Source organism: Streptomyces sp. NPDC050658 (assembly GCF_044457025.1).
Classification (GTDB): Bacteria; Actinomycetota; Actinomycetes; order Streptomycetales; family Streptomycetaceae; genus Streptomyces.
The window spans coordinates 217,869-243,470 of the sequence record NZ_JBITGM010000001.1 but is presented as its reverse complement, the minus strand read 5'-3'; the positions used below and the strand labels follow the sequence as shown (position 1 = coordinate 243,470).

The 25,602-nt window shown below is 72.3% G+C and carries 25 protein-coding genes; 14 read left to right on the top strand and 11 right to left on the bottom strand.

The genetic code is table 11. From position 1 onward, the window contains the following. Position 1 precedes the first annotated feature (1 nt). On the bottom strand, positions 2–991 hold the full coding sequence (locus tag ACIBKX_RS01190) for a metallophosphoesterase (protein WP_363272367.1): 990 nt from the start codon (positions 989–991) through the stop codon (positions 2–4). Between the two features lie 223 nt (positions 992–1,214). Here ACIBKX_RS01190 and ACIBKX_RS01185 point away from each other — a divergent pair, with 223 nt between their 5' ends. The 3 genes from ACIBKX_RS01185 (at position 1,215) to ACIBKX_RS01175 (ending at position 6,643) form a co-directional block, all read left to right on the top strand. Then, the gene (locus tag ACIBKX_RS01185) at positions 1,215–4,238 is read left to right on the top strand and encodes a DEAD/DEAH box helicase (protein WP_399375565.1); all 3,024 of its coding nucleotides are present in this window, start codon (positions 1,215–1,217) and stop codon (positions 4,236–4,238) included. Next, on the top strand, positions 4,235–5,599 hold the full coding sequence (locus ACIBKX_RS01180; protein WP_363272366.1) for an SWIM zinc finger family protein: 1,365 nt from the start codon (positions 4,235–4,237) through the stop codon (positions 5,597–5,599). Before ACIBKX_RS01185 ends, ACIBKX_RS01180 begins: the two co-directional genes overlap by 4 nt. A 75-nt stretch (positions 5,600–5,674) precedes the next feature. Further along, positions 5,675–6,643, top strand: a complete 969-nt coding sequence (locus ACIBKX_RS01175) for a DUF4073 domain-containing protein (RefSeq protein WP_363272365.1) — start codon at positions 5,675–5,677, stop codon at positions 6,641–6,643. A 73-nt stretch (positions 6,644–6,716) separates the two neighbouring features. Here ACIBKX_RS01175 and ACIBKX_RS01170 read toward each other — a convergent pair whose 3' ends face one another. Beyond that, positions 6,717–7,364, bottom strand: coding sequence for a DUF4291 domain-containing protein (locus ACIBKX_RS01170; protein WP_363272364.1), 648 nt, complete (start codon positions 7,362–7,364; stop codon positions 6,717–6,719). Positions 7,365–7,471: 107 nt separating this feature from the next. On the opposite strand from ACIBKX_RS01170, the gene ACIBKX_RS01165 reads away from it, so the two are divergent. Beyond that, positions 7,472–7,891 (top strand): hypothetical protein, encoded by a 420-nt coding sequence (locus ACIBKX_RS01165; protein ID WP_363272363.1) that lies wholly within the window; start codon positions 7,472–7,474, stop codon positions 7,889–7,891. Positions 7,892–7,925: 34 nt separating this feature from the next. Here ACIBKX_RS01165 and ACIBKX_RS01160 read toward each other — a convergent pair whose 3' ends face one another. Continuing rightward, on the bottom strand, positions 7,926–8,576 hold the full coding sequence (locus ACIBKX_RS01160) for a 2'-5' RNA ligase family protein (RefSeq protein ID WP_363272362.1): 651 nt from the start codon (positions 8,574–8,576) through the stop codon (positions 7,926–7,928). An 88-nt stretch (positions 8,577–8,664) separates the two neighbouring features. Beyond that, on the bottom strand, positions 8,665–9,153 hold the full coding sequence (locus ACIBKX_RS01155) for a DUF3574 domain-containing protein (RefSeq protein ID WP_363272361.1): 489 nt from the start codon (positions 9,151–9,153) through the stop codon (positions 8,665–8,667). A gap of 263 nt (positions 9,154–9,416) precedes the next feature. Between ACIBKX_RS01155 and ACIBKX_RS01150 the strand changes: the two genes are divergently transcribed. Beyond that, positions 9,417–10,508, top strand: a complete 1,092-nt coding sequence (locus ACIBKX_RS01150) for a phosphatidylinositol-specific phospholipase C domain-containing protein (protein WP_363272360.1) — start codon at positions 9,417–9,419, stop codon at positions 10,506–10,508. A 108-nt stretch (positions 10,509–10,616) separates the two neighbouring features. Here ACIBKX_RS01150 and ACIBKX_RS01145 read toward each other — a convergent pair whose 3' ends face one another. Then, positions 10,617–11,576, bottom strand: a complete 960-nt coding sequence (locus ACIBKX_RS01145; RefSeq protein ID WP_363272359.1) for an endonuclease/exonuclease/phosphatase family protein — start codon at positions 11,574–11,576, stop codon at positions 10,617–10,619. A 146-nt stretch (positions 11,577–11,722) separates the two neighbouring features. On the opposite strand from ACIBKX_RS01145, the gene ACIBKX_RS01140 reads away from it, so the two are divergent. The 7 genes from ACIBKX_RS01140 to ACIBKX_RS01110 all read left to right on the top strand — a co-directional run bounded on the left by ACIBKX_RS01140 (position 11,723) and on the right by ACIBKX_RS01110 (position 18,953). After that, entirely contained in the window at positions 11,723–13,084 is a 1,362-nt protein-coding gene (locus ACIBKX_RS01140) for an amidohydrolase (RefSeq protein ID WP_363272358.1), read from the top strand. Between the two features lie 37 nt (positions 13,085–13,121). Next, a complete protein-coding gene (locus ACIBKX_RS01135; protein ID WP_363272357.1) occupies positions 13,122–14,354 on the top strand; it encodes a cytochrome P450 in 1,233 nt (410 codons plus the stop codon). 164 nt (positions 14,355–14,518) lie between these two features. Then, positions 14,519–15,208 (top strand): DUF899 domain-containing protein, encoded by a 690-nt coding sequence (locus ACIBKX_RS01130; protein ID WP_363272356.1) that lies wholly within the window; start codon positions 14,519–14,521, stop codon positions 15,206–15,208. Between the two features lie 182 nt (positions 15,209–15,390). Next, a complete protein-coding gene (locus ACIBKX_RS01125) occupies positions 15,391–15,582 on the top strand; it encodes a hypothetical protein (protein ID WP_363272560.1) in 192 nt (63 codons plus the stop codon). 155 nt (positions 15,583–15,737) lie between these two features. Continuing rightward, positions 15,738–16,742 carry a thiamine pyrophosphate-dependent dehydrogenase E1 component subunit alpha gene (locus ACIBKX_RS01120; RefSeq protein ID WP_363272355.1) on the top strand — a complete coding sequence of 335 codons (1,005 nt, stop codon included), beginning with the start codon at positions 15,738–15,740 and terminating at the stop codon, positions 16,740–16,742. A 38-nt stretch (positions 16,743–16,780) separates the two neighbouring features. Beyond that, entirely contained in the window at positions 16,781–17,794 is a 1,014-nt protein-coding gene (locus ACIBKX_RS01115; RefSeq protein ID WP_363272354.1) for an alpha-ketoacid dehydrogenase subunit beta, read from the top strand. Between the two features lie 43 nt (positions 17,795–17,837). Next, positions 17,838–18,953 (top strand): acetoin dehydrogenase dihydrolipoyllysine-residue acetyltransferase subunit, encoded by a 1,116-nt coding sequence (locus tag ACIBKX_RS01110; protein WP_363272353.1) that lies wholly within the window; start codon positions 17,838–17,840, stop codon positions 18,951–18,953. Between the two features lie 121 nt (positions 18,954–19,074). On the opposite strand, the gene ACIBKX_RS01105 is transcribed toward ACIBKX_RS01110, so the two are convergent. Continuing rightward, the gene (locus tag ACIBKX_RS01105; RefSeq protein ID WP_363272352.1) at positions 19,075–19,530 is read right to left on the bottom strand and encodes a hypothetical protein; all 456 of its coding nucleotides are present in this window, start codon (positions 19,528–19,530) and stop codon (positions 19,075–19,077) included. A 13-nt stretch (positions 19,531–19,543) separates the two neighbouring features. Further along, positions 19,544–20,014 (bottom strand): ATP-binding protein, encoded by a 471-nt coding sequence (locus ACIBKX_RS01100; RefSeq protein WP_363272351.1) that lies wholly within the window; start codon positions 20,012–20,014, stop codon positions 19,544–19,546. 156 nt (positions 20,015–20,170) lie between these two features. On the opposite strand from ACIBKX_RS01100, the gene ACIBKX_RS01095 reads away from it, so the two are divergent. Next, the gene (locus ACIBKX_RS01095; protein WP_363272350.1) at positions 20,171–21,031 is read left to right on the top strand and encodes a helix-turn-helix transcriptional regulator; all 861 of its coding nucleotides are present in this window, start codon (positions 20,171–20,173) and stop codon (positions 21,029–21,031) included. A gap of 93 nt (positions 21,032–21,124) precedes the next feature. After that, complete coding sequence (locus ACIBKX_RS01090; RefSeq protein WP_055528010.1) at positions 21,125–21,340, top strand: DUF397 domain-containing protein; 216 nt, start codon at positions 21,125–21,127, stop codon at positions 21,338–21,340. Between the two features lie 66 nt (positions 21,341–21,406). On the opposite strand, the gene ACIBKX_RS01085 is transcribed toward ACIBKX_RS01090, so the two are convergent. From ACIBKX_RS01085 to ACIBKX_RS01070, 4 genes are all read right to left on the bottom strand, one after another. Next, positions 21,407–22,117 carry a dual specificity protein phosphatase family protein gene (locus ACIBKX_RS01085; protein ID WP_363272349.1) on the bottom strand — a complete coding sequence of 237 codons (711 nt, stop codon included), beginning with the start codon at positions 22,115–22,117 and terminating at the stop codon, positions 21,407–21,409. A gap of 89 nt (positions 22,118–22,206) precedes the next feature. Further along, positions 22,207–23,115 (bottom strand): hypothetical protein, encoded by a 909-nt coding sequence (locus ACIBKX_RS01080; RefSeq protein WP_363272348.1) that lies wholly within the window; start codon positions 23,113–23,115, stop codon positions 22,207–22,209. After that, complete coding sequence (locus ACIBKX_RS01075) at positions 23,112–23,324, bottom strand: hypothetical protein (RefSeq protein WP_363272347.1); 213 nt, start codon at positions 23,322–23,324, stop codon at positions 23,112–23,114. The genes ACIBKX_RS01080 and ACIBKX_RS01075 overlap by 4 nt, the downstream gene beginning before the upstream one ends. Continuing rightward, positions 23,321–25,480, bottom strand: coding sequence for a PEP/pyruvate-binding domain-containing protein (locus tag ACIBKX_RS01070; RefSeq protein WP_363272346.1), 2,160 nt, complete (start codon positions 25,478–25,480; stop codon positions 23,321–23,323). The genes ACIBKX_RS01075 and ACIBKX_RS01070 overlap by 4 nt, the downstream gene beginning before the upstream one ends. Positions 25,481–25,602: the final 122 nt, after the last annotated feature.

The following is a 25,602-nucleotide window of genomic DNA, read 5'->3' as shown; positions in this document are numbered from 1 at the left end:
CTCAGTGACACTCGTAGGACGGGCTGCTGTCCTTCGTCGAGCCGTCCGTGCCGACGAGGTCCCAGGAGAACCCGGTGTCCGTGAAGTCCAGCTTCACCACGCCGAAGGTCTTGGTGAGCCGCTTCTCGCTGTTGGGCTGCACTTCCTCGATGTCGTACGGGTTGGCGCCGCCCATTCCGGCGAGCAGCTCGACGATGCCGTTCTCGTCGGCCTCGCCGTCCGCGTTCTGCGGTGCGAACCGCTCGTAGTGGTGGTCGTGGCCGTTGAGCACCAGCTCGGCCTTGTTGTCGTGGAGCAGCTTCCAGACCGGCCTGCTGACCGGGTCGTTGCCGTGCTCGCCGGAGGAGAAGAGCGGGTGGTGCCAGTAAGCGGCCACGCACTTCTTGGAGTTGGCGGCGAGGTCGGCCTTCAGCCAGTCGATCTGCGCGTCGTCGTCGAAGCTGTTGGAGTCGAGCGCGATGAAGTGCCAGTTGTCCTTGTCGTAGCTGTAGTAGCTCTCGCCCTTCGGGTACGCGATGTCCCCGAAGTAGGACTTGTAGCCCGCGAGCGAGCCCTCCGGGTCGTACGTCTCGTGGTTGCCCGGCGTGGGGCGCGTCTTGTCCTTGAAGGCGCCCCAGGTGGTGTCGTAGTACTTCTCGAAGTCCTGGAGCCGGGCGTCGTCGTACTGGTTGTCGCCCATCGTCATGGCGAAGGACGGGTTCAGCTTCTCGACGAGCGCGGCGGTCTTGGGGTGCTCGCAGCCGCTGTCGCCCTCGGTGCACTGCTCGGCGATGTCGCCGGCGGCGACCGCGGTGAACGCGGCCTGCGTGTTCTGCGAGTTCTGCGTGTTCTGTGTGTTCTGCGCGGCCTTGCCGGTCGGTGCTGCGTCCGCCTCGTCGGCGGGGGACCAGAGCAGGACTCCGCCGACGAGGGCGAGTGCGGCGCCGGTGGCGACGGGGACGGCCCAACGGGCCTTTTTCTTGCGGGAGTTGCTGCGGGGGGTGGGCGGCATGTCCGTCTCCTAGATCGGCTCGGGGGCCGTGAGCGGTGTGGGGGACCGTTCCGCAGGCATCTTGTCGAGGCGGCATGTGCGCGTCAATAACTTGGGGTGAACTATTGTTAGGAAAGTTTCCTACCAGCGTTCATCCCGGGGTGGTCGACTTGCCTACTTCCGAGGTGGCCGAAGTGCTGACTTCCGAGGTGGCCGGCGTGCTGACTTAGGCTGGCGGTCGGGAATGACGTGCGAGTGGCCGAGGGTGAGCGAGGCGGTGAACGTGACGGCGGTGCGGGTACGGGACGCCGGTGACGCCTCCGTGCCTCCGGGCGGCCGTGAGCTGCTGAGGTCCTGCGCCGCGGTGTTCCTGCCGGCCGGGGTGCCGCGCGAGGGGCGGGTGGCCTTCTGGGCGCCGGAGGGGGAGCTTCCGGCGGGGGTGTCCGGTGCGGGCGGGGCGCTGCTGCCTGATGCGGAGGGGGTGCTGTCCGGTGCGGAGGGGGCGCTGCCCGGTGTCGTCGAGGGGGAGATTCCCGTCGTACGTCGGCACGGCAAGGGCGTCCGTACGCGCACCGTCCCCGCGCTGATCCTCCCGGTCGCCGACGCGCTGCCGCTGCTGCTGCACGCCGAGCGGGTCCAGCCGCACCCCGCCGTCGCCTGCTGGGCTGCCGCCGCCCGGCACGCCCTGCACCTGGCCGCGCGGGGCCGGCTGCTGCCCGGCCTCACCGGCGACGACCTCGACGCCTGGCGGGCCGGGCCGCTCGACGCGGACGACGTCACGCAGCTGCGTGCGATCGCCGCCGCACTGCCGGCCGAGGCGCACGCCGTACCCCTCCCCGGCAGCCGCCCCCTCCTCCTTCCGGAGCCGTCCGCCCTGGTCAGAGCCTTCGTCGACGCCGTCGTGGACGTCCTGCCCCGGACGCCCGCAGCCGCGCACGCGGTCGGCACGCCGTTCGCCGCGCGCGCCCCGCAGCGAATGCCGGGCGCGCGGGAGTGGGCGGCGGAGGTGGCGGCCGGGATGGATGCCGGGGTGCGGGTGTCGCTGCGGCTGGATCTGCGGGCGCACGAGGTGTTCGACGCCTCCGGGGAATCCGCCTCCGGGGAATCCGCCTCCGGGGAATCCGCCTCCGGGCGCCACTCCGAGGACCGCGCCGATGCCGCCGCCGCAGTGCTTCAGGTGCACAGCCTCGCCGACCCCACGCTCGTCGCGGACGCGGCTCAACTCTGGGCCGGAGCCGATCACTTCGGGCCGCGCGCCCGCGTCGACACACTCCTCGCGGTACGCCGCGCCGCCCGCGTGTGGCCGCCGCTCGCCCGGCTCCTCGAACGGCCGCAGCCGGACGTACTGCCGCTCACCGAAGGGGAGTTGTACGAGCTCCTCGGCGCCGCGGCGGCCAGGCTGGGCGCGGCGGGCGTTGCCGTGCACTGGCCGCGCGAGCTGATCCGGGGCCTGACGGCAACGGCCGTCGTGCGCCCCGCGCCGGGCACGGCGGCCGACAACTTCGACTTCTTCAAGACCGAGCAACTCCTGGAATTCCGCTGGCAGTTGGCGCTGGGCTCCGAGGGAGAGGATGATCCGCTCACCGAGGCGGAGATGGACCTCCTGGCCGAGGCGCACCGCCCCGTCGTGCGCCTCCGTGACCAGTGGGTGCTGGTCGACCCCGACCTCGTACGCAAGGCACGCAAGCGCGACCTGGGCCTGCTCGACCCCGTGGACGCGCTGTCCGTGGCGCTGACGGGTGGCGCCGAGGTGGACGGCGAGCGGGTCGAGGCCGTGCCGGTGGGCGCGCTGGCCCGCCTGCGCGAACGCCTCACGGACGACCTGCGCCCTGTGGCGCAGCCGCCCGCCCTCGCCGCGACCCTCCGCGACTACCAACTCCGCGGCCTGGCCTGGCTCGACCGGATGACGTCCCTCGGCCTCGGCGGCTGCCTCGCCGACGACATGGGCCTGGGCAAGACGGTCACGCTGATCGCCCTCCATCTGCACCGGGCCCGTCCCGAGCCTACGCTCGTGGTCTGCCCGGCGTCGCTGCTCGGCAACTGGCAGCGGGAGATCGAACGGTTCGCGCCGGGCGTGCCGGTGCGCCGCTTCCACGGCACGGGCCGCAGCCTCCAGGGCGACCTGCGGGGCGGCTTCGTCCTCACGACGTACGGCACGATGCGCACGAGCGCGTCCGAACTGGCGTCCCACGCCTGGGGTCTGGTGGTCGCGGACGAGGCCCAGCACGTCAAGAACCCGCACGCGGCGACGGCGAAGGCGCTGCGCACCATCCCCTCGGCGGCGCGGGTCGCGCTGACCGGCACCCCCGTCGAGAACAACCTCTCCGAGCTCTGGGCGCTGCTCGACTGGACCACGCCGGGCCTGCTCGGCTCGCTCAAGTCGTTCCGCGCGCGCCACGCCCGCCTGGTGGAGGGCGGCGAGACGGCGGAGAACGAGGAGGCGATTTCCCGCCTCTCCCGCCTCGTGCGCCCCTTCCTCCTCCGCCGCAAGAAGTCCGACCCGGGCATCGCCCCGGAACTCCCGCCGAAGACGGAGACGGACCACCCCGTCACGCTCACCCGCGAACAGGCCTCCCTGTACGAGGCGGTGGTGCGCGAGACCATGGCCCGCATCGAGGCGTCCGAGGGCATCGCACGCCGTGGCCTGGTCATGAAACTGCTCATGGCCCTCAAGCAGATCTGCAACCACCCGGCGCAGTATCTGAAGGACGGCGCGATCACCACGCGCGGGGGCCGTTCCCGCTCGGGCAAGCTGGAGCTCCTCGACGAACTCCTCGACACGATCCTCTCCGAGGACGGCGCGGTCCTGGTCTTCACGCAGTACGTGGAGATGGCGCGCCTGCTCGCATCGCACCTCTCCTCGCGAGGCATCGACACCCAACTCCTGCACGGCGGTACGCCGGTCCCGCAGCGCGAGGCCATGGTGGACCGCTTCCAGTCGGGCGGCGCCCCGGTCTTCCTGCTCTCCCTGAAGGCGGCCGGCACGGGCCTGAACCTGACCCGCGCGGGCCACGTCATCCACTACGACCGCTGGTGGAACCCGGCGGTCGAGGACCAGGCAACCGACCGCGCCTACCGCATCGGCCAGACCCAGCCGGTCCAGGTCCACCGCCTGATCGCCGAGGGCACGGTGGAGGACCGCATCGCCGAACTCCTCGCGGCGAAGCAGGCGTTGGCGGACGCGGTCCTCGGTGACGGCGAGGCCGCACTGACCGAACTGTCGGACGCGGAGCTGGCGGACCTGGTGGCGTTGCGGAGGGTGGGATGAGGGGCGGCGCGGGTCGCGGAACGGGGGATGCCGCCGGTGCGGGCGGCGCGCGTCGCGGAACGGGGGACGCCGCCCGCACCGGGCTGACGGGGGTCGCCCGCTCCTCCGGCGCGGGCAGGGTCTTCCCGCCGTTCCCCCGACACCCCGACCCCCAGGCCCCGTTCGCCGCGTCCTGGTGGGGCAACGCCTGGATCGAGGCGCTGGAGAGCACTTCGCTGGACGCGGGGCGACTGGCCCGGGGGCGCGCCTACGCCCGTGAGGGCCACGTGGACACCATCACGGTCTCGCCGGGCCGCATCGTGGCGTACGTACACGGAAGCCGCCCGCGCCCCTACCGGGCGGAGATCCGGATGCGCACCCTGACGCCGGAGGACTGGGCCCGCTTCCTGGACGCGGTGGCGGCGGACCCGGCGCACATGGCGGCGCTCCTGGCCAAGGAGTTGCCGAAGGCGCTGGCGGATCCGGCGAGCGAACCGCACACCCAACTCCTCCCCGGCCCGGGCGACTTGATCCCGTCCTGCAGCTGCCCGGACCACGGACGCCCCTGCAAGCACGCGGCGGCGCTGACGTACCAGACGGCGCGACTCCTGGACGCGGACCCGTTCGTACTCCTCCTCCTGCGAGGCGGGGACGAGTCGGCGCTCCTGGATGAACTGGCCCACCGCAACGCCCAGGAGGCGGCGAGGGAAGAGTCGGGGGGCACAGGCGAAGAGGCGGCATCGCCGCTCCCGGGCACGCCGGCCCGCGAGGCCCTGGCCACGGACTACCGCCCCCCGCTCCCACCCCCGCTCCGGCCCCCCGCCCACCCGGGCGAACCCCCACTGCTCCCGTCCGTCCCAGGCGCCCCGGACGCCACATCCCTGGAGTTCCTGGCGACGGACGCGACGACCCGCGCCCACGCCTACCTGACGACCGGCGCGGACCCCTTCACATGCCGGGACCCCTGGCGGGACGCGGCCCGCCTGGCCGCATCGCACCCAGGCCTGACCGGCCGCCGCAGCTTCACCCGCCAGTTCGCCGAGCTGGCAAGGGCGGTGAGGCACACCCCCGCGGACCTCTCCCGCGCGGCAGCGGCCTGGCGGCAGGGCGGTGAGGAGGGCCTGTCGGTCCTGGAATCCCCCTGGGACCCCCCGGCGGGCCCCTTCGACCGGGCGAGAGGCGCCCTGATCACGGCGGACCTCCCCCGCATGACGATCCACCGCAACCATCTCACCGACGCGTCCGGCACCCTCCAGCTCCGCTACGGCAGGGACGCCCGCTGGTACCCGTACCGAAGCGAGCCGGGCCACGACGACTGGTGGCCGGAGGGGGAGGCGGACGAGGATCCGGTGGGGGCGCTGACGGCGCTGCTCGGACCGTAATGATCTCCAACAGTCCAACAAGTGGCCGCGTCGAGTCCAACTCCCCGTTCCAGCACCCCCGTTACTCTCCCGGCCATGAAAACTCCCCCCACCCGCAGAAGCTTCCTCACCGCGAGCGGCATCGCGCTCGCCACCATTCCCTTGGGCGGCCTCACCGCCGCGCAGGCCGCCGCCGCCCGGAAGCCGAAGGGGGCGGCCCCCGTCACCGCCCTTGACGTCATCTCCGACATCCAGGGCGACCTGGCCGACTTCGGGAACGCGCTGGACGACCTGAACTCCTTCGGCGGCTCCGACGCCCTGGTCATCGCGGGCGACCTGGTCGCACAGGGCGCCGCCCAGCAGTACGAGGACCTCTACGCGACGCTCGCCGGCCACCCCCACCCGGAGCGGGTCCTTGCCGCGCTCGGCAATCACGAGCAGTACAACGCCGACCCCTTCGACACCCAGGTCAAGCGCTTCCTGGACTACACGGGCATGCCGGACGTGTACTCCCGGACGACGGCAGGCGATCTCCCCCTGCTCTTCATCGGCACGACCAAGCCCGCGGTCAACGGCACCAACCCGCCCTTCGTGACGCTGGGTTCGTCCCAGCTCTCCTGGCTGGACAGCACGCTGAAGTCGCATGCGGACAAGCCCTACGTACTGATCTTCAGCCACCACGTCCTGCCGGGCTCGGTCTCCGGCACGACGGGCCCGGACGCCGCCCGCTTCTACGACCAGGACTTCGTCGACGAGGCGGACCTGCTGACCATCCTCGGCGCCCACCCGAACGTCGTCTTCTTCTCCGGCCACACCCACTGGGACCTCAACCGCTCCGACTGGGCGGCGAAGAAGATCGTCGAGGGCGGCGACCCGAAGGGCTTCACCGTCGTCAACACCGGTTTCATTCAGACCATGTACGGCCCGGACGGCAACGGCGGCGAGAAGCCGGGCTCGGGAGCGGAGTCGCAGGGCCTGCGCGTCCTCCTCGGAGCCGACGGCAAACTCACCGTCGAGTCACGGGACTTCAAGGCCAACAAGCTGATCCGCACGCTCGCCGTCTGACGGCGGCAGGCACGGTCGCCGCCGCCTTGCCGAGTGGCGGCCTCGGCGGCCCGGACGGACAGTTCCTCAAGAATCATCCGGGTGGGGTGCCTCGCCGGTTCCTCGCGGTCAGATGACCGAGCAGACCCTCGGCGGCCGGGTAGGGCTGCTCGCGGGGGAGCAGCCGGGCGGCACCGTCGAGATCGTTCTCGCGTACGAGGGTGTGGACGGCCCTGGCCTTCTCGGTGACGTCCGTGATCGACACCGTCCACTCGTCGGCGTAACGCCGCGCGGCATCACCCGCGAGCCCCAGCTGAAGTGAGCGGTGCGGGAGGGGGTTGAGGCGCAGGTCGCGCTCCGGATCCCACTGGACCCGCGCCGGCGCCCGCCGCAAGTCCCGCTTCCAGGAGCCCTGGTCGGGGTGCAGGCCAGGAAGGTAATGCGAAAGGCACGCGTTCCGCAGCGCCCACTCGAATCCCTCACGGGCGATCTCGACGGCCAGGACGGTCTCCTGGTTCTCCTTGGCGGCCCACCCGCAGCGGTACATCATCCACAGGAACGAGGGCTTGACCCAGGTCATGCGGTCCCGTTTCCACGCGGCGGGGAACCGCCCGTCTCGTGCCGCCGCCTCGCCGATGGCGGGGGCGTACGCCTGGTAGACGGTGACCGTCGTGGCCGTGTACTGGGCGCGGATCTGGTGGGTCGGGGGTGCGGTGGCGTCGACGGTGTCTGTGGCGTTCATGGGGGTCAGCGTGCAGGGAGACGACTCCGTCCGCCAGTGGATTGTCGGTGGTCGGCGCTACCGTGAAGGTGTTGGTTCGTGGTGGGCGGTGAGATGGAGGAGGCCTGGTGGACGCTGAGTTGACCGCATTGGCGGCGGCGGGGGCTACGGCTCTTGTGCAGCAGATGGTGACCGATGGGTGGGGGCAGGTCAGGGGGAAGGTCGTCGGGTTCTTCTCGCGGGGGCGGGAAGGGGACGAGGACGTCGTCGAGGGGGAGCTGGAGGAGGCGCGGGCCGAGCTTGCCGCCGCTCGGGACAGTTCTGATGAAGAGGCCGAGGCGGATGTGCTGGCCGAGTGGCGCGGGCGGATGCGGCGTACGTTGCGGGCGGATCCCGAGGCCGCCGGTGAACTGCGGGCGCTGCTCGACGAGTTGGCTCCCCAGGGGGAGCCGGAGCGGCGGGGCGATGTCTACAACACCATCAGTGGTGGGGTGCAGAGCGGGTTCGTGATCCAGAGCGGGTCCATCGGGCAGGTGCGGAAGGGGTGAGCCTGCGAGGTCGTCGAGGGTGGCGCCGGGGGCGTCAGCTCCGGCTTCCGGTCGGGTAGCTCCCGCTCCCGCTCCCGCTCCTGGTCGGCGTCAAGGCGTACGTCCTGCTGTTCTGCCATGCGCCGTTCCTCTTCACTATCAAGTGGACCTCGCCGACTCGGGCTCGGAGAGGGAGGTGCGGGGCTAGTTCGGACTGCAGGGTGTCGTACGCCGTCTCGTACGTCTTCGGGCCCTCGTGGTTCGCGATCGTCAGGTGGGGGTCCAAGCCCTCGGGGCCGAAGATGCCCCGGTACGGGATCGCCTCCGGCCAGCGGGTGGTCAGCGCCTGAGTCAGGGCTTGTATGGGGTCCGGCGGGGCCGGGGGGAGGTAGAGGACTCCGGGGTAGCGGCGGAACTCCGTGAAGTCGAGGGTGAACTCGGGGTGCGCCGTGAACAGGCGGCTCAGTTCGGCGTCGGTCGACTTGTCGATACGGGACTCGTGGAGGAACGGGTACAGGACCGTCACGTGCGCCGGGAAGTCCGCCCGCACCAGCTGGTCCGCCTCGGGGACCTTGATGGTCAGGGCTGTCTCGCCGGGGCGGTCGGGCCAGCCGGATTCCTTGCCTGCCGGTTCACCTTCCGGTTCTCTCTCCGGTTCCTTTTGCGGGTGCTGTTGCGGTTCTTTCCTCAGGTTCTTGTTGCGCACACCGCAGCATCACATTCGAGCGTCACATCGTGGAAACGTGGCAGCGGGCTCCCCGCCCTGGCCTGAACCCGCTGCACCTGTACGAGCGTCAGAAGTCCACGCGGGTTCGGTCGTCCAGGCGGGCCACCGAATCCTGCGCGTACAGCTTCTCGTAGTCCGAGCGGATCTCCTCGATCTGCGGGTCGCGCTTGCGTGCCTCGCTCGTCGGGTACAGCAGGATCAGCTCGTACGAACGCTCCCGCTCGATCTTGCCGTTCGAGTCGCGCCACTGGCCGCGTCCGTCCTGCACGGTCAGTCCATCGGGGAACGACGGCGTCACCTCGTCGTCGATGAACGCCATGAACTGCTCGTCTGTCACATCGGGGCCGCCGTCGGGGCGTTCCGTGCCGAAGAAGAGGCGGGTCTCGGTGTAGGCGTCGCCGCGCGCCACCGTCGCCGTCCTCGGCGTCGTCCGGGTCGGGGTGTCGGCCGTGTCCAGCGAGGCGTAGGCGGCCGGTGCGCCGACCGCGAGGACCGCCGTCGCGGCGGCGGCCACGGCGAGACGGGTGCGGGAGACAGGGGAGAGAGTGATCGGCATGGCGGCGTGAGCCCTTTCTGCGGGGGGTGGAGAACGCTTCTGCGGGGGGTGGAGAACGCTGTGGAGCACGCTGGGAACCTCCGCGGAACACGGAGATCCACAACGGTGGCAGACAGTAGCGGACTCGTGACGCCCATGGACCGTCCCCGCCCGCGCCCGGCCGGATATCTCCCCCCTCCCGGCAATCGGCCGTCTTTCCAACGGTCACTCAACTCCCATACTTTGCTGAGGACTTGACCGTGTGGCGGTAGGGAGCAGTGGACATGAAGGTGCATTCGAGAGGGGCGGGACTCGCGGCGGCCGTCGTCGCGGCGGGCGCGCTCGCGCTGGGTGCCGCCGGTGGCCCCGCCCAAGCCGCCCACGCCGACCGCGCCGACCGCGCCGACCGCGCCGTCTACGAACCCGCACCCGCGTCCCCGTACTCCTCGACCACCGGAGTAGGCGTCCACAACGCCTACGAGAAGGCGAAGTACCCCTACTTCGCCGACGCGCTCGACTCCGGCGCGGGGATGCTCGAACTCGACGTATGGACCAATGTGTTCGGCAGCGGCTGGCGCGTCTCGCACAGCAATCCGCTCGGCAACGACAACAACTGCGAGAACGCCGCCACCGCGGCCGAACTGCGCACCAAACCGCGCGACCAGAGCCTCGCCGGCTGCCTCGCGGACATGCGCAGCTGGCACGACGCGCACCCCGGACACCGGCCCATCCTGGTGAAGGTCGAGCTGAAGGACGGCTTCCAGGCGAAGAACGGCCGCGGCCCCGCCGACCTCGACGCCCTCCTGGCGAGCAAGCTCGGCGACGCCGTCTACCGCCCCGGCACGCTGACCGGCGGACACGCCACCCTCGACGAGGCCGTACGCGCCGACGGCTGGCCCCAACGGAGCGCACTGGCCGGGAAGTTCGTCGTCGAGCTGATCCCCGGCACCGTCGAACAGGGCAACCCGGCGGACACCCTGTGGACCGACCGCGAGTACGCCACCCATCTGCGCGACCTCGCGGCAGCCGGCCGCCTGGGCGAGGCCGCCGCCTTCCCCGCGGTGCTCGGCGCCGAGCCGGGCGATCCGCGCGCCCGGTACCAGGACGCGGCGATCAGGCCCTGGTTCGTGCTGTTCGACGGCGCCGCCTCCGCGTACGCGGGCGGCGGCATCGACACCAAGTGGTACGCCGACCGGCGCTACCTGGTCGTCATGACCGACGCCCACAACGTCGCCCCGGCCATCGACTCCGTCAACCCGACCGAGACCCAGGCCCGCGACCGGGTCGCCCTGCTCGCCCGCGGTCACGCGAGCATCGTGTCGTCCGACTGGTATCCGCTGCCGGGGGTGCTGTCCACGGTGCTTCCGCGGGGCTGACGGCAGCCTGTCACGTACGCCGAAATCGCGCGGGCGACGTGCGCGCGTGTCGCGTGAAGTGCCGGTTCAGACGGGACTGGTCTCGCGTGACCCGGTCAGAGTGCGGAGCTAGCGCTCGATCCGGATCCACACCGGCGCATGGTCCGAACCCGCCGCGTTCCTCCGCACCGCCGGATCCTCGTCCTCGGCGAGCGACGGCAGCGCGGTCGGTGCGGCGCCCGGTACGCCCGTGCCCGCCTCCTTGACGTAACCGAGGAGCTTCTTGCTCAGCAGGATGTGGTCGATGAGTTCGCGGCGGCCCGCGTGGATCCGGGAGAAGCGCCGGTCTGCGGGGATCAGCGGGGCCACGTTCCACAGCCGCCGCGCGTCGCCCTTGTCCGGCTTGTCGAAGCCGGGGGTGCCGATCTCCGATCCCGGCGGGCCCAGGAGGAGCTGCGTCGTCGCCGACGCGACCTCGTCGTTCAGGTCGCCGAGCACCATCACCTCGTGCAGGCGGCCGTCGCCGTGCAGCATCCGGTCGGCGAGGAAGCGCACCACGGTGGCCTCCGCCGCACGCCGGTACAGGGCGTAGGCGCCGTAGCGGGCCCGCTCGCCCTCGTCCTCGGGCTGGAAACGGCCGCCCGGATACGACAGGAGTTTCGACTTCAGGTGGCAGACCGCCGCCTCGAAGAAGAACGCGCGCGTCGACACGCTCACCGCGAGTACGCCGCGCCCCGACCGCGCCACGGGGCGGCCCGAGTCGTCGGCCTGCACCGGGCGCATCGGACCGGGGAAGCAGTTCTCGTCGGCGACGACGGACATCGGCAGGTCGGCGAGGAAGCCGACCCGGATGCCCCGGTCGTCCGCGTGCTCGGAGAGCAGCACGTTCCAGCGCTCCCCGAGCATGCCGGCCAGATCCTGCACGGCCTCGGGGTCACCGACCTCCTGTACGCCGAGGACACTGGGTCGCAAGGCCTTGATCGTCGTCGCGAGCGAGGCCAGCTTCGCCTCGTACGCGGCCTTGTCCTTGGGCCCGAACCTGCCGCCGGGCCGGTAGAGGTTCTCCAGGTTCCAGGTGCCTAGGAGCATGGCGGGCTCCAATTTTCCGTACGGGAACGCCGGTTGATGTCACGGGTCCGCCGGTGACGTCGCGCGTTCGTCGGTTGACGTCAGAGTGCTCGCGAAACCGGCGACGTGACAGGGCACGGGATGCGCACTCCCCGTACCGTGAAGAGATGACGCCGCCTCCCGCGCAAGGCCCCGCCGATCTCGTCGTCACCGGCTGCACCGCCCTCGTCCATGACGCGGACGAGACGATCCGCTTCCGTGCGGACGCCGCGATCGTCGTCCGGGACGGGCTGATCGACTCCGTCACCACGAGCGAGGCCGTGGCCGGGCTGGCCGCCGCCGAGACCGTCGACGCCCGCGGCCAGGCCGCCCTGCCGGGGCTGATCAACTGTCATACGCATACCCCGATGGTGGCCCTGCGCGGCCTCGCGGAGGATCTGCCGGCCCACGAGTGGTTCAACGACTGGATCTGGCCCATCGAGTCCAATCTGACGGAACGGGTCGTCGCGCTCGGTGCCCGCCTCGCCTGCGCCGAGCTGATCCGGGGCGGGGTGACGTGCTTCGCCGACCACTATTTCGCGATGGACGCCGTCGCCGACGCGGTGACGGACAGCGGGCTGCGGGCCAACCTGGGCGCGGCGTTCTTCTCCTCGCAGGGGCCCGAGGGGCGGGAAGCCTCCCTGGAGTTCGCGCTCCGGCGCCAGGGCGATGCCGACGGCCGCATCACCACATCCCTCGCCCCGCACGCGCCGTACACCGTCGACGACGCCGACCTCGCCGCGACCGCCCGACTCGCCGGGGAACACGGACTGCTGGTGCATCTGCACGCCTCGGAGAATGCCGAGCAGACCCGGAACAGCCTGGACCGGAACGGCCGTACGCCCATCGAGGTGCTGCACCGCACCGGACTCCTCGACGTCGACGTCCTCATCGCGCACGGCACCGGCATCCTCGACCGCGACCTGCCCGTGCTGCGGCAGGCCACGGGCCGCGTCGCCGTCGCCTCCGCACCGCGCGGCTACCTCAAGTTCGGCTGGGACACCACACCCGTACGCGCCCTGCGCGACCTCGGCATCCCCGTCGGCCTCGCCACCGACGGGGCCGCGTCCAACAACTCCCTCGACGTGTGGGAGTCCATGGCGCTCACCGCGCTCGTGCAGAAGTCCACCGAGCGCGACCCGCGCTGGCTGACCTCCCGTCAGGCGCTGCACCACGCCACGCTGCAGAGCGCGCGGGCCGTCGGCCTCGGCGAGCAGATCGGCAGCCTCGCGCCGGGGCGCCGCGCCGACATCGTCCTCGTCGACCTCACCGGGCCGCACACCCAGCCGGTGCACGACCTGGCGGCCACGCTCGTGCACAGCGCCCGCTCGGCGGACGTCCGCACGACGATCGTCGACGGGCGGGTCCTGATGCGCGACGGGCGGCTGCTGACCCTTGATGTGCCGGAGATCGTAGGGGAGTTGACCGCCGAGCTGCCCGCGCTGATCGACCGCAGCCACGGCAAGCGCATCCAGGACTACCAGGGCTGACGACAGGCTCCGCAAGGCCGCTGCCTAGGGTGGGGGCATGCCGCACGCACCGCAGCCGGACCCCGCCGAAGGACTCGTCGACGACCCGTACGCCGGGTACGCGCGGCTGCGTGACACCGCCCCCGTGCACCGCGTCGCGGGACCCGACGGCAGCCCGGCCTGGCTGGTCACGCGGTACGACGACGTCCGCGCCGCACTCGCCGACCCCAGGCTCTCGCTCGACAAGAGCCATGCGCTGCCCGGCGGTTACCGGGGCTTCGCGCTGCCGCCCGCCCTGGACGCGAACCTGCTCAACATGGACCCGCCGGACCACACCCGCATCCGGCGTCTGGCCACCAAGGCGTTCACCGCGCGCCGCGTGGAGAGCCTGCGCGCACCGATCCGGCGCACCGCCGACGAACTCCTCGACGCCGTCGAGCCGTTGGGACGCGCCGACCTCGTCGCCGGCTACGCCGCCCCGCTGCCGATCACCGTCATCTGCGACCTGCTCGGCGTCCCCGGGGACGACCGGCCCGACTTCCGCGCCTGGACCGACGCCCTGGTCGCGCCCGACCCGGCACGGCCGCAGGGCGCCAAGGAGGCCGTCGTCGCGATGCTCGGCTTCTTCACCCGGCTGCTGGCCCAGAAGCGCGAGAGGCCCGCCGACGATCTGCTGTCGGACCTCATCGCCGTACGGGACGAGACCGTACGGGACGAGACCGTAAGAGACGAGCGCGCAGGCGAAGGCGGCCGGCTCAGCGAGGACGAGTTGATGTCGCTCGCCTTCCTGATCCTCTTCGCCGGGTACGAGAACACCGTCCAGCTCATCGGCAACGCCGCCCTCGCCCTGCTGCGCCACCCCGACCAGCTCGCGGCCCTGCGTAAGAATCCCTCCAAACTGCCGCGTGCCGTCGAGGAGTTCATGCGGTACGACGGTCCAGCTCTGCTCGCCATCCGGCGCTTCCCGCTGGAGGACGTCACCATCGGCGGCGTCACCGTACCCGCGGGCGAGACCGTGCTGCTCTCGCCGTCCGCCGCCAACCGCGATCCGCGCCGATTCGCCGACGCCGACCGCCTCGACATCGGCCGCGACACCACGGGGCAGCTCGCCCTCGGCCACGGCATCCACCACTGCGTGGGCGCGCCCCTCGCCCGCCTGGAGACGGCAACCGCGCTCGGCGCCCTCATCGAACGCTTCCCCCGCCTCGCGCTCGCCGTGCCCCCGGAGGAACTGCGGTGGCGGCCCTCGACGCGGGCCCGCGGTCTGCTCGGACTCCCGGTCACCTTCTAGGCGTTCAGGTCAGGCGCCCAGGCCGGACTTCGGGCCACTGACCAGGCGTAACAGAAAATCTCAAACTTTCTTCGCGCAGACCGATGAGTTCCGGTGAGTGCTCGGGTCACACCTCCGAAGGCACGGATCCGACGTGCGGATCCCGCAGGAGGGACTGAGGGACCATGGGACTTCCCGACATCGTCACGCGCGAGGAGTGGGTCGCCGCGCGCGCGGAACTGCTCGCCAAGGAGAAGGCCGAGACGCGGGCGCGCGACGCGCTCAACGCCGAGCGGCGCAGGCTTCCCATGGTGGAGATCGAGAAGGAGTACCTGTTCGACGGATCCGACGGCAAGGCGACCCTGTTCGACCTCTTCGACGGGCACGCCCAACTGATCGTCCATCACTTCATGTTCGCCCCGGAGTGGGACGCGGGCTGCACCAGCTGCTCGGCGTTCCTCGACCAGATCGGGCACCTCGCCCATCTGCGGGCCCGCGGCACCAACTTCGTCACCGTCTCCCGCGCGCCGTTCACCAGGATCCTGCCCTTCAAGGCGCGCATGGGCTGGACGGTGCCGTGGTATTCGTCGAACGGCGACGACTTCAACCACGACTTCCACGCCACCCTCGACGAGGACGGCCACTCCGTCGACGTACCAGGTCTGAGCTGCTTCCTGCGGGACGGCGACCGCGTCTTCCACACGTACTCGACGTTCGACCGGGGCACCGACTGGGTGGGCTCCTACTCCAGCCTCCTCGACCTCACCGCCCTCGGCCGGCAGGAGGAGTGGGAGGAGCCGAAGGGGCGGTCGTCGGCGCTGGGCGCTCCGGCGGGCAGCGGGCGGGTGCGGTATCACGACGAGTACGAGGACTGACGGGTACGAGGACTGACGGGTACGAGGACTGACGGGTACGAGGGCTGACGAGTACGAGGACTGAGGTACCGATACAACTCGGTGTCAGGTACGTCACGTTGTGAGTCCTTCTCGCCCCGCGGCGCGTTCTACTCCCTGAGAGTCCTTTGCGGGACTGCCGACGGGGGAGCAGGAAGACGACGATGACGACAACGACGATGAACAGCCGAGTGGTACTGGGACGCTTTCCGGCCGGCGGGCCGCGCGGATCGTGGCCCGCGGAGGAGTTCGCACGGGCCCGCCGCATGGAGGGGCAGCCGGCGGAGGTCGTCATGGACCTCGCGAGCGACGCCTTCCTGGTGATCGTGCGGGAGCCGGAGCCCGCCGCCGCGTGAGCCCTCGCGGCGCCGTGAACCGAAGCTGATCCTGCTCCGGTTGCGTACGTCCTGTGGTGACTTGCAACCCCGGGCAACTGTTGCCGGTCGGTCCGGGTCGCAGTGCGATACCCCATGCACGCGACTGAGCACCGCACAGGCAGAGGGGTTCTTCCGTGACCGACGCACTCCGGACATCCCGAGCGCCCCGCGAGCATGGTCTCGACCAGCCCGCGCTGCTCGACGCGTACCGCACGATGCGTACGATCCGTGCCTTCGAGGAGCGGCTCCACGAGGAGTTCGCGACCGGCGACATCCCGGGCTTCGTCCATCTGTACGCGGGTGAGGAGGCGTCGGCGGCCGGGGTGTGCGCGCATCTCGACGACGAGCGCGACGTCATCGCGTCCACCCACCGGGGCCACGGCCACTGCATCGCCAAGCACGTCGACGTGAAGTCGATGATGGCCGAGATCTACGGCAGGGCGACCGGATCCTGCCACGGCAAGGGCGGCTCCATGCACATCGCCGACCTCTCCAAGGGCATGCTCGGTGCCAACGGCATCGTCGGCGGCGGTCCGCCCCTCATCTGCGGTGCCGCGCTCGCGGCGAAGCTGCGCGGGGACGGCGGTGTCGGCGTGGCCTTCTTCGGTGACGGCGGCAGCAATCAGGGCACCACGCTCGAATCCCTCAACCTCGCCTCCGTCTGGCGGCTGCCCGCCGTCTTCGTCGCCGAGAACAACGGGTACGCGGAGGCCACCGCGGCCGGCTGGTCCGTGGGCGGCGGCTCCATCGCGGCCCGCGCGGCGGCGTTCGGGATGCCCGGCAGGACTGTCGACGGCTTCGACTTCTTCGCGGTGCACGAGGCGGCGGGCGAGGCGGTCGACCGGGCCAGGAACGGTGGCGGGCCCACCCTCATCGAGGTCCAACTCACCCGGTACTACGGGCACTTCGAGGGCGACCAGCAGAAGTATCGGGCCGACGAGGTGCGCCGCGCCCGCGCCGAACTCGACTGCATCAACCGCTTCCGGGAGCGGGTCGCGGACGACGTCTCGGCGGCGCGGCTCGACGCGATCGACGCGGAGGTCGCGCGACTGATCGACGAGGCCGTCGCCCAGGCGCAGGCGGCGCCGCCGCCGACCGACGCGGATCTGGGGACGGACGTCTACATCTCGTACCTCTGAATGTACGCGTGACGTGATTCGTGTGAGGGGAGTCGACCGTGGCACGCAGCATCAGCTATCGCGAGGCGATCGGGGAGGCGCTGGCGCAGGAGATGGAACGCGATCCTTCGGTCGTGGTGATGGGCGAGGACAACGCGGGCGGCGCGGGCGCACCCGGTGAATCCGACACCTGGGGCGGGGTGTTGGGCGTCACGAAGGGGCTCTATCCGCGCTTCCCGGGGCGGGTCCTCGACACGCCCATCTCGGAGTCGGCGTTCATCGGCGCGGCGGTCGGTGCCGCGACCCGCGGTCTGCGGCCGGTCGCCGAGCTGATGTTCATCGACTTCATGGGCGTGTGCTTCGACCAGATCTTCAACCAGGCGGCGAAGTTCCGCTACATGTTCGGCGGCAAGGCCGTCACCCCCGTCGTCATCCGTGCCATGTACGGGGCCGGGCTGCGGGCGGCGGCCCAGCACTCCCAGGCCATGTACCCCGCGTTCACCGCCGTGCCCGGACTGAAGGTGGTGCTTCCGTCGTCTCCGTACGAGGCGAAGGGGCTGATGATCCAGGCGATCAGGGACGACGACCCGGTGATCTTCTGCGAGCACAAGGCGATGTACGACGTGGTCGGCGAGGTGCCCGCCGAGAGCTACGCGATTCCCTTCGGCGAGGCGGACATCGTGCGCGAGGGCGACGACGTGACGGTGGTGGCGCTCGGGCGCATGGTGTCGGTGGCGTCCGACGCGGCGGCGGAACTGGCGGCTTCCGGGGTGGAGTGCGAGGTGATCGACCCCCGTACGACGAGCCCGCTGGACGCCGACACGATCCTGGAGAGCGTCGCGCGGACCGGGCGGCTGGTGGTGGTCGACGAGGCGTCGCCGCGCTGCGGGATGGCGGCCGACATCTCGGCGCTGGTCGCCCGCGAGGAGTTCGGGGCGCTGCGGGCGCCGATCGGGACGGTGACGCCGCCGCATACGCCGGTGCCGTTCAGCCCGGCGCTGGAGGACCTGTACATGCCGGACGCGGGGCGGGTCGCCGCCGCGGTGAAGTCGGCCGTCGACTGGAAGCCGTGAGGGAAGTTTCGGGAGCTCAGGGGGGATACCGGGGATGCCGGGGATGTCGCTCGTCGAGCGGGTCACCATGCCGAAATGGGGCCTGTCCATGAAGACCGGGAAGATCACCGAGTGGCTCGCGGAGGAGGGCGACGAGGTCGAGGAGGGGGACGATCTGGCCGAGATCGACACCGACAAGATCGCGGGCACGCTGGAGGCCCCGCGCGGCGGCGTACTGCGGCGGATCGTCGCCGGGGCGGGCGGTGAGGCGCCCGTGGGGTGCGTGATCGCGGTCATCGCGGCAGCCGACGTACCGGAGGACGAGATCGAGCGGGTGGCGGAACAGGCGCGGGAGCAGCTGGCGCGCGGCGTTCCCGCGGAGGACGAGGGCAGTCCCGTCAGTGGTCTCGCCTCGGTGCAGGGCAGGGCGATCGCGTACACGACGTCGGGGTCGGGGCCCGAGGAGATCGTGCTCGTGCACGGGTACGGGGGCGACAAGAACTCCTGGCTCTTCGTGCAGGAGCCGCTTGCCGCGCGGCACACGGTGTACGCGCTGGACCTGCCGGGGCACGGCGAGTCCGGCAAGGACGTGGGCGACGGGAGCCTGGGGGCGCTGGCGGACGTGGTCATGGGCTTCCTGGAGGCGCTCGGCATCGAGCGGGCGCATCTGGTGGGGCATTCGCTGGGCGGGGCGGTCGCCACGGCGGTGGCCGCGCGGGTCCCGGAGCGGGTGCGGTCCCTGACACTGATCTCGCCCGCCGGGTACGGGCCCGACGTCGACGCCTCTTATCTGCGGGGCTTCGCGGCGGCGGGGACGCGGCGGGAGCTGCGGCCGGAGGTGGAGAAGCTGTTCGCCGACGCGGGCCTCGTGACGCGGCAGCTGGTGGACGACCTGCTCAGGTACAAGCGCCTGGACGGCGTGGACGCCGCGCTCCGTGCACTCCTTGGCACGCTGCTCGACGAGGACGACGCACCGGCCCTCGACGTGCGGCCCCTGCTTCCGGAGTCCCTGACGGTGGCGGCGGTCTGGGGCAGCGCGGACCGCGTCCTCCCCCTCTCCAACGCGAAGTCCCTGGAGGGCCGGGTCTCCCTCCGGGTGGTGGAGGGCGCGGGGCACATGGCGCAGATGGAGGCGCCGGGGGAGGTGGTGGCGGCGGTGGAGTCGGTGGTGTCCGCCTGACGCGTGGGCGGGAGACAGGGGGCGGGAGGCAGGGGGCGGCGTCCGCGGGAGGGCGCCGCGCTCCCTCGCAGTCGTCGCCCCGGGTTTGAGGAGCCCCGCGTTCGATGAACCCCGCAGGGCCCTAAGCCCGTACCGGCCTGGACCAGCCCGGAGTCGTCCCCGTGGCCCTGCACAGGGCCAGGTACAGGGGGATCGGCGGGGTGTAGGGGACGCCGCCGTCCGATGGCGGCGGGGTGTGGATCAGGGACGGGGCGTGGAGGGCGTCCGGGATGATCGCGCCCGGTGCGTAGTAAGAAGGGGACGGCCACTCCAGGGCCACGTCGGAGTCCGCGGGGACGATCCACCACCAGCGCGCCCCGTCGACGTCCTCGTACACACACCCCACCCGCGGCAACCGGGCCATCAGGAGGGGCCCGAGCCCCGCCGGCACCGCCACCGCGTCACACCCCAACGGCTGCGACATCCCCTCGGGCACGGCCAGCCGCGTCACCGGCGGCGCCACCGAGGCGACCCGCCCCCGCTCGAGCCGCACCAGCGTGTCCAGATCCAACGGCCGCCGCACTGTCACCGCGCTCACACACTCCCCGTCCTCACGCCCGCAATTCCGCCCACACCGTGGAGCCGACCCCGGCTCCCTCGTCCCGCACCCCCCACGCGCGGCTGACCGCTTCGACGAGGAGCAATCCCCTCCCGTGCTCGTCGTCGGGTCCCCGCCGGGCGGGGCGCGGCACACCCGACCCGTAGCCCTCGTCACGCACAGCTATCCGCAGCGTCCCCGGACGCGTGCAGAGCTCGCAGATGATCCGGTGGCTCGCGGTGTGCACGATCGCGTTCGTGACCAGCTCGGAGACGACGAGGGCGGCGGCGTCGCGCGCGTCCTCGCCTATGTCCCAGCTCAGCAGCCGGTCCCTGGCCAGCGCTCTGGCCTGCGCGGCCGAGCCCGGCCGCGGTGCGAGCGCGAAGCTGACGCAGAGCTCTGTGCCGTCCTCGAACCAGGCGTCGGCGGTATCGCCAACACGGTCCTCGGCGGCTGCGGCATGTAACGGCGCGGGCGGAGTCACGCCATCCACTATCGCCCCGCCGGGAACACCTTGGCAAGACCCACTCTGAAAAGTGCACAGTGGCGTGTTCCTCCGAGACGGCGCATGGCACACTGCTCGCAACGACTCCAGGTGCGGAGTGAGTTGGGGTTACGTGGAGTACGTGGAGGTAGGGCAGTGAGCGAACCGCGGTCCGCGCCGACCGTCGGACAGGTCGTTCTCGGTCGTCGCCTGCAGGACCTGCGTGAGCGCGCCGGTCTCAAGCGCGAGGAGGCCGCGCGGATCCTGCGCGTCGCCCCCGCCACGGTCCGCCGGATGGAGCTGGCCGAGGTCGCGCTGAAGATCCCGTACCTCCAGCTGCTCCTGAAGTCCTACGGCGTCGCGGACGAAGAGGCCGAGGGTTTCGTGCTGCTCGCCGAGGAGGCGAACAAGCCGGGCTGGTGGCAGCGGTTCCACGACATCCTGCCGGGCTGGTTCAGCATGTACGTCAGCCTGGAGGGCGCGGCCAGCCTCATCAGGTCGTACGAACCGCACTTCGTGCCCGGACTGCTCCAGACCGAGGAGTACGCCCGCGGCGTGATGCGCTCCGGGGCGATCGGCCAGACCAACCCCGACGACATCGAGCGGTACGTGGCGCTGCGCATGGAGCGCCAGTCGCTGCTCGCCCGCGCGGACGCGCCGCGCCTGTGGATCGTGATGGACGAGACCGCGCTGCGCAGACCCGTGGGCGGTCCCGATGTGATGCGCGAGCAGATCGACAAGCTGCTCGAAGCCGTCGAACTGCCTCATGTGACGCTGCAGATCGCGCCGTTCGCGGCGGGTCCGCACCCCGGCACGTACGGCCCGTTCGTGCTCTTCCGGTTCGCCATGCCGGAGCTGCCCGACATGGTCTACAGCGAGTACCTGACCGGCGCCGTCTATCTGGACGCGCGCACCGAGGTGGCGACCCACCTGGAGGTCATGGACCGCATGGCGGCGCAAGCCGCGACGGCACATCGCACAAAGGAGATCCTCCGGGATGTCCGCAAGGAGCTGTGAATGGATCGACACCGAGCCGGTACGCGACCCGGGTCCAAGCCCGGAGCGGGGTCCCGCCCCGAGTCCCGCGACGACTCCCGGATTTACAACGGCATGCCGGCCCGTGACCTCGGGAGCGACGGCTGGCACAAGCCGTGGAGCGGCGGCAACGGCGGCAACTGCCTGGAGGCCATGAAGCTGGCCGACGGCAGGGTCGCGGTCCGCCAGTCCGCCGATCCCGACGGCCCGGCGCTGATCTACACCCACGGCGAGATCAACGCGTTCATCCAGGGGGCGAAGGCCGGGGAGGCCGATTTCCTGCTGTCCTGATCTCCCGCGCCCTGATCTCCCGCCGCCCTGATCGCCCGCCGTCCCGGGCGCCTGGTCCCGCCGGCCCTACAGCCGCGACCACATCCTGCGCGGGGCGTCCACGAGGCGGCTCACCGCGACGACCGGCAGCGGGGGCTGCTGCGCACGGTCGTCGCGCAGCCGCAGCGCGTAGTAGACCTGCTCGACCGAGGGCGGACCCACCGCGAGATTGCGGCGCACCGCGGACTGCGACGAACCCTGTCCGGTCCGCACGAGATACGCGGCCGCCATCGTGCCCGTACGCCCCACTCCCGCGCCGCAGTGCACGAACACCGGGCCGGGTGCGGTGCGCACCACGTCCAGGAACCGGCGCACCTGCCGGGCCGTCGGCGTCTGGCCGTCGCGGATCGGCAGCCGTACGACGTCGAGCCCGGCCCTGCGGGGCGCGCCGAGCTGTGCCGCGCTCAGGTCCTCGGCGCGCAGATCGACGACCGTACTGAAGTCGAGCCGCGCGAGCCGCCGGTATCCCTCGGGCGACGGGGCGGCACCCCGCCACAGCCGCCCGACACTGTCCACCGGGCGGAAGTGGTGGATGCCGGCGACCGCGCCCGAGGGGGCGGGAGTCGTGCTGCGGGCCCAGGAGGAGAGGGCGAGGATGCCGAAGGTGCCGGTCGCCCAGAGCACCAGATAGCCGAGCGCGCAGCCGACCACGGCACGCAGACAGCGGCGGCGCAGGCCGCGGCCGCGCTGCTCACGGCGGGGGAGCGGTGGGAGCGGGGCGGTGCGGGGAACGGTCATGAGCGACCAGGGGGCCGGGGACGACGGGTCGTACTCGCAGGGTAACGCGTCGATTGCGCAAGGGAGTTGACGAGGAGCGGACGAGCTCCTCAGTCCTCGGCGTCCGCATCCGCGTCCCCGATGGCAAGCACCGTCAGACGCGTCTTGTCCAGGCCCGTGTCCTCCAGGCAGCCGCGCAGCCGCATCCGGTCGTGGCCGGTCAGCGCGGGCCGTACGACACCCGCGTACGTGTCGTCGCCGAGCGCGCCGAGGGAGGCGTGGCGCAGGGGCACGGAGGTGGAGTCGCGGCAGCGTTCCCAGACCTGGCGGGCGGCCAGCGAGCGGCGTTCCGCGGTGGCGTCGCCGCCCCGCATGTCGACGCGCAGGAGCACGGAGGTCGCCGCCGAGCCGCCGCGCTCCTCGGCGCGGGTCTGGGTGAGCTCGGCGAGGCCCACCACGAGCGAGCCCAGCAGGGCGGCGCCCACGGCGGCGACGGCCAGCAGCCGTACCGTGCCGCGCCGGTCGCGAGGAGCGCCCGGCGGTGGCAGGTCCTCCAGGCCGGTGCCGGGCGGCGGCGCCGCAAGGACGGCGAGGCGTCCGGCGAGCCGCTGCTCCGCGGCGGGCCGCGCGGTCAGGGCGGCGACGCGCTGCACCAGCCAGGCGAGACCGGAAAGGACCACTCCGGTGACCATCAAGACGGGCACGAAGACATACGTACGGTCGGCGGGGTCGTCGTCGAGCCAGCGGAAGCCCCGCGTCCGCGCCTCGGGCCCCGGATGCTCGGCCGCCCGCAGCCGGGCGAGGACGTCCTCCTGGCGCCGGTCGGCGTCCCGCAGCCGTTCCTCGACGCGGGCGATCCGGGCCAGCAGCACGGCGCCGAGCAGCATGATCTCGACGACCAGGAGCAACACCCCGCAGAGGATGGCCCGTTGCCACTGCCAGCGGTAGAGGTAGACGACCAGATACCCGGCCGCTCCCGCCGCTGCGGCCCCACCGAAGACGTACGCGAGGCGCCTCATCGCGGCACCTCGGGCAGCCGGGGGCGGCCGTCCCGGTCGGAGGGGTCGGCTTCGTGTACGTCCCCGGTTGTTCCGTCGAGGGTGAGCTGGGAGCCCGAGGGGAAGCGTCCCGTGGCGTCGGTGGCATCGGTGGCATCGGTGGCGCTGATGGTGGTGGGTGGGGCGGATTCCCTGGCGGCCCGGCTGAAGACGTACGCGAGGCGCCTCATCGCGGCACCTCGGGCAGCCGGGAGCGGCCGTCCCGGTCGGAGGGGTCGGCTTCGTGTACGTCCCCGGTTGTTCCGTCGAGGGTGAGCTGGGAGCCCGGCGGGAAGCGGACCGTCGCGTCCGTGGCGCCGACGACCGTCGGCAGGCCGAACTCCCGTGCCAGGACGGCCAGATGGGAGAGCGGGCTGCCCGTCTGGGCGACGAGGCCCGCGAGGCCGGGGAGCAGGGGCGCGTACGACGGGTCGAGGGTGCGTACGACGAGGACCGCGTCCGGCGGCCGTGTCCCCGTGCCGTCCCACGCCGTCCCGGCGGCCCGTCCGCCGGACACGCCGCGCCCGCCGTCGTTCTTGCCCCGCGCGGTCCGTTCCGCGACCACCGTGCCGCCCTCCGCGACCCGGAACGCGTCCGGCAGTCGCGCCGACACCGCCCGCGGCAGCCGCTCGCCGACGTCGCCCGGCAGCCGCCCGCCGGTGAGTGCGACCGTCAACTCCGTCCACCGCAGCAGCCCGACCCGCTCGGGCCCGTCGAGCTCGCCCCGTGCCACCAGCCGCCGGGCCGCCTCGCGGACCAGGCGTACCTGCAGCTCCTGCACCCAGCGGACGCGCAGCCGCAGGGCCTCGCGCGGGGGCAGGGCCGACGGGGGCGCGGGCGTCGCCGAAGGCGCGGTTTCGGCGTCCGGCAGTCGCAACTCCCCTGCCAGGCGCGGCGGAACGAGCGCCAGCACTGCCGGGTGCGCCGCCACAAGGCGGTGATCGGGCAGGCCCAGCGCCCGCCCCTCCGCGAGCGCCGCGAGGCCCGTGCCCGCCGCCGTGGCGGTGTGCCGCTCGGGCAGCAGGGACCCGCACAGGGCCTCCTGGGCGTGCAGGGAGACGAGGGCGGCGCGGGTCCAGCGGAGGGTGGACTCCAGGGCGGGGTAAGGGAGTTCGGCCGGAGGTGCCGTCTCGGCGAGCCCGCGGTCGATGTCCGCCGCCAGGTCGACGGCCAGTCCGGGGAGCGCCGCGGTCAGCCTCCCGAGCCGCCAGGCCGCGGCGAGCCGGCGTGCGCCCGGCGCCGGGTTGAGCAGCGCGAGCCCGCGGTGCGGGGGTGGCACGACGCCGAGGAGGCGCAGATCGGCGGCGGCGCGCCCGCCGACCACCGTCACGACGGGCGTCGTCCGCAGGGTGCGGCGCGGGGCGGCGGCCGCGATGTCCAGGGCGGCGGCGAGACCCCTGGCCATCGGCGCGACCCACAAGTCCTCTTCCAGGGGCTGGAGTTGATCCGGCAGGGTCTCCGCGACCGGGCCGGGGCCGAGCAGCCGGGCGCCGCGCGGCGGCCGGGCCGCCATCGCCGTGATGGGCCGGCTCTGGAAGAGCCAGAGCCGCCCGTCGCCGTCGAAGCCGAACTCGATGTCCTGGGGCCCGCCGAACACCTTCCGCGCACGCCGGGCGAGGCGGGCGAGACGGCGCAGCTCGGCCGGGGACAACAGCCGCTCCTGCGTGGGCGGTTCACTGCGCAGCACGCGACCGCGCGGGCCGAGCACATAGTTCACGCCGGGCTGCGCACCGCTGACGAGGGTGTCGGGACCGCCCCGCACCGCGCTCACCAGCATCCGGTCCCGCCGCCCCTCGACGGGGTCCGCGCCGAACAGCACACCGCCGACACGGGCGGTGAGCATCGGCTGGACGAGCACCGCCATCGCGGCCGTCGAACCGTCGGGCAACCGCGCCGAAGCGAGGACGGTGCGCACGGCATCACGGAAGGCGTCCCAGCCGCGTACGTCGAGCACCGAGGCGAACTGCCCCGCGAGGGACGACTCCTGGGTGTCCTCCTGAGGCGACGACGAACGCACGACCAGGGGCAGTGCGCCGTCCGCCGAGAGCTCGCGCCAGGCACGGCGCAGTCCGTCGGGGGAGCCGTCCGGGTCGTGCGGGGCGTCGCCCGCGTCGTGCGGGACGATGAAGCCGTGCGGGACGACGTAACCGTGCGGGACGACAAAACCGGGCAGTACGGGAAGTCCCGCTCGGGCGGCCCGCGCGAGGTGGGCGGCCTTGGAGCCGGTGAGCCCGACCCGCGCGGCCAGGGAATCGTGCAGCGGGACGGTCGGCAGCCCGGCGGCACCCCCCGTCCCCTGCTGCCTGCCCCTGCCGTCATAGGCGGGGCGTTCGCCGAGCGTCGTCATCAGGCACCCTCCAGGACCGGCCGCCAACAGGGGGGACGCGCTGGGGTGGCCCTGCGCCTGACGGCGGAACGAAGGATCTCGGCACACCGCCGAATCGCCCGGCCCCGCTTCCGCACACCGGC

Coding starts and splice junctions, on each gene's coding strand:
- ACIBKX_RS01190 (WP_363272367.1), bottom strand. CDS start 991: ATGCCGCCCACCCCCCGCAGCAACTCCCGCAAGAAAAAGGCCCGTTGG.
- ACIBKX_RS01185 (WP_399375565.1), top strand. CDS start 1,215: ATGACGTGCGAGTGGCCGAGGGTGAGCGAGGCGGTGAACGTGACGGCG.
- ACIBKX_RS01180 (WP_363272366.1), top strand. CDS start 4,235: ATGAGGGGCGGCGCGGGTCGCGGAACGGGGGATGCCGCCGGTGCGGGC.
- ACIBKX_RS01175 (WP_363272365.1), top strand. CDS start 5,675: ATGAAAACTCCCCCCACCCGCAGAAGCTTCCTCACCGCGAGCGGCATC.
- ACIBKX_RS01170 (WP_363272364.1), bottom strand. CDS start 7,364: ATGAACGCCACAGACACCGTCGACGCCACCGCACCCCCGACCCACCAG.
- ACIBKX_RS01155 (WP_363272361.1), bottom strand. CDS start 9,153: ATGCCGATCACTCTCTCCCCTGTCTCCCGCACCCGTCTCGCCGTGGCC.
- ACIBKX_RS01150 (WP_363272360.1), top strand. CDS start 9,417: ATGAAGGTGCATTCGAGAGGGGCGGGACTCGCGGCGGCCGTCGTCGCG.
- ACIBKX_RS01145 (WP_363272359.1), bottom strand. CDS start 11,576: ATGCTCCTAGGCACCTGGAACCTGGAGAACCTCTACCGGCCCGGCGGC.
- ACIBKX_RS01140 (WP_363272358.1), top strand. CDS start 11,723: ATGACGCCGCCTCCCGCGCAAGGCCCCGCCGATCTCGTCGTCACCGGC.
- ACIBKX_RS01135 (WP_363272357.1), top strand. CDS start 13,122: ATGCCGCACGCACCGCAGCCGGACCCCGCCGAAGGACTCGTCGACGAC.
- ACIBKX_RS01130 (WP_363272356.1), top strand. CDS start 14,519: ATGGGACTTCCCGACATCGTCACGCGCGAGGAGTGGGTCGCCGCGCGC.
- ACIBKX_RS01125 (WP_363272560.1), top strand. CDS start 15,391: ATGACGACAACGACGATGAACAGCCGAGTGGTACTGGGACGCTTTCCG.
- ACIBKX_RS01110 (WP_363272353.1), top strand. CDS start 17,838: ATGTCGCTCGTCGAGCGGGTCACCATGCCGAAATGGGGCCTGTCCATG.
- ACIBKX_RS01090 (WP_055528010.1), top strand. CDS start 21,125: ATGCCGGCCCGTGACCTCGGGAGCGACGGCTGGCACAAGCCGTGGAGC.
- ACIBKX_RS01085 (WP_363272349.1), bottom strand. CDS start 22,117: ATGACCGTTCCCCGCACCGCCCCGCTCCCACCGCTCCCCCGCCGTGAG.
- ACIBKX_RS01080 (WP_363272348.1), bottom strand. CDS start 23,115: ATGAGGCGCCTCGCGTACGTCTTCGGTGGGGCCGCAGCGGCGGGAGCG.
- ACIBKX_RS01075 (WP_363272347.1), bottom strand. CDS start 23,324: ATGAGGCGCCTCGCGTACGTCTTCAGCCGGGCCGCCAGGGAATCCGCC.
- ACIBKX_RS01070 (WP_363272346.1), bottom strand. CDS start 25,480: ATGACGACGCTCGGCGAACGCCCCGCCTATGACGGCAGGGGCAGGCAG.